This window comes from Sporosarcina thermotolerans, from assembly GCF_030067815.1.
GTDB classification, from domain to species: Bacteria; Bacillota; Bacilli; order Bacillales_A; family Planococcaceae; genus Sporosarcina; species Sporosarcina thermotolerans.
In genome coordinates, this window is sequence record NZ_CP125968.1 from 1,161,501 (window position 1) to 1,167,500 (window position 6,000).

General features: G+C 46.3%; 2 protein-coding genes, 2 rRNA genes and 1 riboswitch (1 of these 5 cut by a window edge). All 4 genes read left to right on the plus strand.

What is annotated here, in order from left to right:
- The first annotated feature begins 29 nt into the window (after positions 1–29).
- Positions 30–1,415: a glutamine-hydrolyzing GMP synthase gene (gene guaA / locus QNH10_RS06600; protein WP_283733984.1), complete on the plus strand. Its 1,386-nt coding sequence runs from the start codon at positions 30–32 to the stop codon at positions 1,413–1,415.
- Positions 1,411–1,512: riboswitch (purine riboswitch) on the plus strand. It overlaps the preceding gene by 5 nt.
- A gap of 113 nt (positions 1,513–1,625) precedes the next feature.
- Positions 1,626–2,960, plus strand: a complete 1,335-nt coding sequence (locus tag QNH10_RS06605) for an NCS2 family permease (protein WP_283733985.1) — start codon at positions 1,626–1,628, stop codon at positions 2,958–2,960.
- 336 nt (positions 2,961–3,296) lie between these two features.
- Positions 3,297–4,846: ribosomal RNA gene (locus QNH10_RS06610) — 16S ribosomal RNA — on the plus strand.
- A gap of 269 nt (positions 4,847–5,115) precedes the next feature.
- Positions 5,116–6,000: ribosomal RNA gene (locus QNH10_RS06615) — 23S ribosomal RNA — on the plus strand; it runs 2,044 nt beyond the window's last position.
- Together the 16S and 23S rRNA genes form the textbook arrangement of a ribosomal RNA operon.

The window sequence follows — 6,000 nt, forward strand, 5'->3', positions numbered from 1 at the left end:
CGGAAACTACTTTGGAAGAGGTGGATCAATTGTCAACGGCTCCTTTATTGATCGAACAAGAAAAGATTGTAGTAATTGATTTCGGTAGCAAATATAACCAACTGATCACGCGGACGATACGTGAGTTAGGCGTTTACAGTGAATTACACCCTCATACAGTAACAGCTGAAGAACTTAAAAGCATGCAAGCTGTCGGAATTATTCTTGCCGGTGGCGAAAAGGAAGACATGTTTAGCATTGATTCCTCATTGTTCGACTTAGGCATCCCTGTCCTTGGAATCGAATCAGGGGCACAATTCATTGTGAAGCATTTTGGAGGAGCTTCAGAACTGTTAGACGGTTTCTCTTCAATCGATGAAGAAAAACAACTTTATGGCATGCGCCTGCATCCGGATGCCGAAAAAACAGACAATCTGAAAGGAAAAATCCAACATTTTGTTGAAGACATTTGCGAAACAAATGCAAGTTGGTCGATGCAAACCTTAATTGAAATCGAAGTTGAAAAGATCCGTTCCCAAGTTGGCGATCGTAAAGTCCTTTGCGCACTAAGTGGCGGCGTCGACTCATCGGTTGTTGCTGCATTGATCCACCGTGCAATCGGTGACCAGTTGACTTGTATTTTTGTTGACCATGGTCTTCTTCGTAAATTTGAAGTTGAAAGTGTTGTAGATACGTTCAGCAATCAGTTCCATATGAACTTCATTAAAGTGGATGCACGTACACGCTTCTTGGACAAGCTGAAAGGCGTAACTGATCCAGAGCAAAAACGTAAAATCATCGGCAATGAATTCATATATGTATTCGATGAGGAATCAGCGAAGCTTGAAGGAATTGACTTCCTTGCACAAGGTACAATTTATGCAGATATTATCGAGAGTGGAACTGCGACAAAAGAAGTCATCAAATCCCATCATAATGTAGGCGGTCTACCTGAAGATATGGAATTCGAATTAATCGAGCCATTGAAGGCGCTGTTCAAAGATGAAGTGCGCGCAGTCGGTGCTGAACTTGGTCTTCCCTCCGAAATCGTACATCGCCAGCCATTCCCGGGACCGGGACTTGGAGTTCGCGTTTTAGGAGAAATCACGGAAGAGAAGCTTGACATTGTCCGTGAAGCAGACTGGATTCTTCGTGATGAAATTGCTAAAGCCGGTCTTGATCGTGAAATTTGGCAGTACTTTGCAATCCTACCTGATATCCGAAGCGTTGGCGTCAGAAACGAAAAACGTTCTTATGATTACGCTGTAGGTCTTCGCGCGGTACATTCCGTAGATGGCATGACTGCAGATTGGGCAAGAATCCCTTGGGATATTCTTGAAAAAATTAGCACGCGAATTACAACTGAAGTAGACCACGTCAACCGTGTAGTCTACGATATTACAGGAAAGCCACCTGGCACAATCGAGTGGGAGTAAAACTTAATAAACACATCGTATAATCTTGGGAATATGGCCCATAAGTCTCTACCGAAACACCTTAAATGTTTCGACTACGATAGTTGAATTAGATAGGAGAAATCCTTTTAAATTAACTGTCATTAGGGAAGTATACGAGTACGTGTCGTATGCTTCTTTTTTTATTTAAGACACTATGAAACTTTGAATATATTAAAAGGACGGTTAATTATGAAGAAATACTTTGAGTTCGAAAAGTTAGGGACGAATTACCGCAGGGAATTTATTGGGGGATTAACAACGTTTTTGGCGATGGCTTATATATTGGCGGTTAATCCGATCATGCTTTCATTGGAAGCTGTTCCAGATTTACCTGAAGCGATGCGCATGGATAAAGGCGCCGTTTTCGTCGCGACAGCACTTGCCGCAGCAGTCGGTTCCTTATTTATGGGTTTGATCGCAAGATACCCGATTGGACTTGCACCTGGTATGGGATTGAATGCGTTCTTCGCTTTTACAGTCGTATTAACTTACGGAATTCCATGGCAAGTAGGTTTGACTGGCGTTCTATTTTCAGGAATTATTTTTATCATCTTATCATTATCCGGATTACGTGAACTGATCATTAATGCAATTCCTGCTCAATTGAAGTACGCGGTTGGAGCGGGTATCGGATTATTTATCACATTCCTTGGTCTTCAAAATGCCGATATCATTGTAGGGGATCCAAACACCCTTGTTGCACTTGGAGATTTATCCGCGGGCCCTACATTGCTTGCCATTTTTGGATTGGTCGTTACGGTGATCATGATGGTGAAAAAAGTCAATGGTGCCATCTTCTACGGAATGATCATGACTACCATTTTAGGGATGTTTGTGAAGTTAATTGATGTCCCAACAAAAATTGTAGATAAGGTTCCAGATGTTTCTCCGACTTTCGGAGCGGCTTTTGATGTGTTTTTCCAAGACCCTATGTCTTTAATGACAACTCAATTCCTTGTTATTGTCATTACATTCTTATTCGTCGACTTCTTTGATACTGCAGGAACGCTTGTTGCGGTTGCTACTCAAGCAGGTTTAATGAAGGAAGACAAATTGCCACGTGCAGGAAGAGCGTTGCTTGCAGACTCAATGGCTACTGTAACGGGAGCAATTTTCGGTACATCAACGACAACATCTTATGTTGAATCATCAGCGGGTGTCGCTGCGGGTGCACGAACAGGGTTTGCTTCTATTGTAACAGGCTTGCTTTTCATTTTAGCCTTGTTCTTCTCACCATTGCTCTTTATCATTACACCGGCAGTTACAGCTCCGGCTTTAATTATTGTTGGTGTTCTTATGGTGTCGGCTCTTGGAAATATTGAATGGACTAAATTCGAAATCGCAATCCCTGCATTTTTCGTCATTATCTTCATGCCGTTGTCTTACAGTATCGCAACAGGTATCGCAATCGGGTTCATCTTCTACCCAATCACTATGCTGTTAGCTGGTAGACGAAAAGAAATCCATCCGATCATGTATGCAATGTTTATTATCTTTATTCTTTACTTCATATTTATAAAGTAAGTTTTGTCGGAACGGTTCTATTGAGCCGTTCTTTTATATATGTCGTAATCTGCATACATAAAGGGTTTCCTAAGATAGGGGGGGGGTTGGATAAAAAGTTTAGTAAAAGTGTTGACGAAGTTAAATTGATTTGGTATAGTAATAAAGCAGTCGGGAGCACGACAAAAACCGACAGCAATAGACAAACAAATGAACCTTGAAAACTGAACAGCAAAACGTCAACAAATAAAGTTCTGGAGCCGACCCTGTCGGTGAAAAGAACAAAACGAATCTTCGGATTCGAAATTGACATCTTAAATGATGCCAGCAAGAAACTCGAGCTATTCGAATTTCTCTTTCATGGAGAGTTTGATCCTGGCTCAGGACGAACGCTGGCGGCGTGCCTAATACATGCAAGTCGAGCGGATTGAAGGGAGCTTGCTCCCTGATATTAGCGGCGGACGGGTGAGTAACACGTGGGCAACCTGCCCTGCAGATGGGGATAACTCCGGGAAACCGGGGCTAATACCGAATAATCGGTTCTTCCGCATGGAAGAACTCTGAAAGACGGTTTCGGCTGTCACTGCAGGATGGGCCCGCGGCGCATTAGCTTGTTGGTGGGGTAATGGCCTACCAAGGCGACGATGCGTAGCCGACCTGAGAGGGTGATCGGCCACACTGGGACTGAGACACGGCCCAGACTCCTACGGGAGGCAGCAGTAGGGAATCTTCCACAATGGACGAAAGTCTGATGGAGCAACGCCGCGTGAGCGAAGAAGGTTTTCGGATCGTAAAGCTCTGTTGCGAGGGAAGAACAAGTACGGGAGTAACTGCCCGTACCTTGACGGTACCTCGTTAGAAAGCCACGGCTAACTACGTGCCAGCAGCCGCGGTAATACGTAGGTGGCAAGCGTTGTCCGGAATTATTGGGCGTAAAGCGCGCGCAGACGGTCCTTTAAGTCTGATGTGAAAGCCCACGGCTCAACCGTGGAGGGTCATTGGAAACTGGAGGACTTGAGTACAGAAGAGGAAAGTGGAATTCCACGTGTAGCGGTGAAATGCGTAGAGATGTGGAGGAACACCAGTGGCGAAGGCGACTTTCTGGTCTGTAACTGACGTTGAGGCGCGAAAGCGTGGGGAGCAACAGGATTAGATACCCTGGTAGTCCACGCCGTAAACGATGAGTGCTAAGTGTTAGGGGGTTTCCGCCCCTTAGTGCTGCAGCTAACGCATTAAGCACTCCGCCTGGGGAGTACGGCCGCAAGGCTGAAACTCAAAGGAATTGACGGGGACCCGCACAAGCGGTGGAGCATGTGGTTTAATTCGAAGCAACGCGAAGAACCTTACCAGGTCTTGACATCCCGCTGACCGGCATGGAGACATGTCTTTCCCTTCGGGGACAGCGGTGACAGGTGGTGCATGGTTGTCGTCAGCTCGTGTCGTGAGATGTTGGGTTAAGTCCCGCAACGAGCGCAACCCTTGATCTTAGTTGCCAGCATTCAGTTGGGCACTCTAAGGTGACTGCCGGTGACAAACCGGAGGAAGGTGGGGATGACGTCAAATCATCATGCCCCTTATGACCTGGGCTACACACGTGCTACAATGGACGATACAAAGGGCTGCGAACCCGCGAGGGGGAGCCAATCCCATAAAATCGTTCCCAGTTCGGATTGCAGGCTGCAACTCGCCTGCATGAAGCCGGAATCGCTAGTAATCGTGGATCAGCATGCCACGGTGAATACGTTCCCGGGTCTTGTACACACCGCCCGTCACACCACGAGAGTTTGTAACACCCGAAGTCGGTGGGGTAACCCTTACGGGAGCCAGCCGCCGAAGGTGGGACAGATGATTGGGGTGAAGTCGTACAAGGTAGCCGTATCGGAAGGTGCGGCTGGATCACCTCCTTTCTAAGGATAATTACGGAATATGAACCTTGGGTTCATACGTTGACGTTTTGCGTTCAGTTTTGAAGGTTCATCTTCTATGATGACTTTCAAAACTTGTTCTTTGAAAACTGGATAAAACGACATTGAAGCAACAAAACATCAAGTAATCAACCGAGTCGATCACTTTTGTGATTGATTTATACTTTTTTAACGATTATCAACGTATATCGCTATACAATGGTAATCAACCAGTGGTTTAGACGCAGTTTATGTGTTGAAAACCATATAAAGGTTAAGTTAGAAAGGGCGCACGGCGGATGCCTTGGCACTAGAAGCCTAAGAAGGACGGCACTAACACCGATATGCTTCGGGGAGCTGTAAGTAAGCTGTGATCCGAAGATTTCCGAATGGGGAAACCCACTGCCTTTAATGGGGCAGTACGTTTACGTGAATACATAGCGTAAACGAGGCACACCCGGAGAACTGAAACATCTAAGTACCCGGAGGAAGAGAAAGAAAAATCGATTCCCTTAGTAGCGGCGAGCGAAACGGGAAGAGCCCAAACCAGGAAGCTTGCTTCCTGGGGTTGTAGGACACTCTATACGGAGTTACAAAGGAACGAATTAGACGAAGCGATCTGGAAAGGTCCGCCATAGCGGGTAATAGCCCCGTAGTCGAAAGTTCGTTCTCTCCAGAGTGGATCCTGAGTACGGCGGAACACGTGAAATTCCGTCGGAATCCGGGAGGACCATCTCCCAAGGCTAAATACTCTCTAGTGACCGATAGTGAACCAGTACCGTGAGGGAAAGGTGAAAAGCACCCCGGAAGGGGAGTGAAAAAGATCCTGAAACCGTGTGCCTACAAGTTGTCAGAGCCCGTTAATGGGTGATGGCGTGCCTTTTGTAGAATGAACCGGCGAGTTACGATTCCATGCAAGGTTAAGCAGAGAATGCGGAGCCGCAGCGAAAGCGAGTCTGAATAGGGCGAATGAGTATGGGGTCGTAGACCCGAAACCAGGTGATCTACCCATGTCCAGGGTGAAGGTAAGGTAACACTTACTGGAGGCCCGAACCCACGTACGTTGAAAAGTGCGGGGATGAGGTGTGGGTAGCGGTGAAATTCCAATCGAACCTGGAGATAGCTGGTTCTCTCCGAAATAGCTTTAGGGCTAGCCT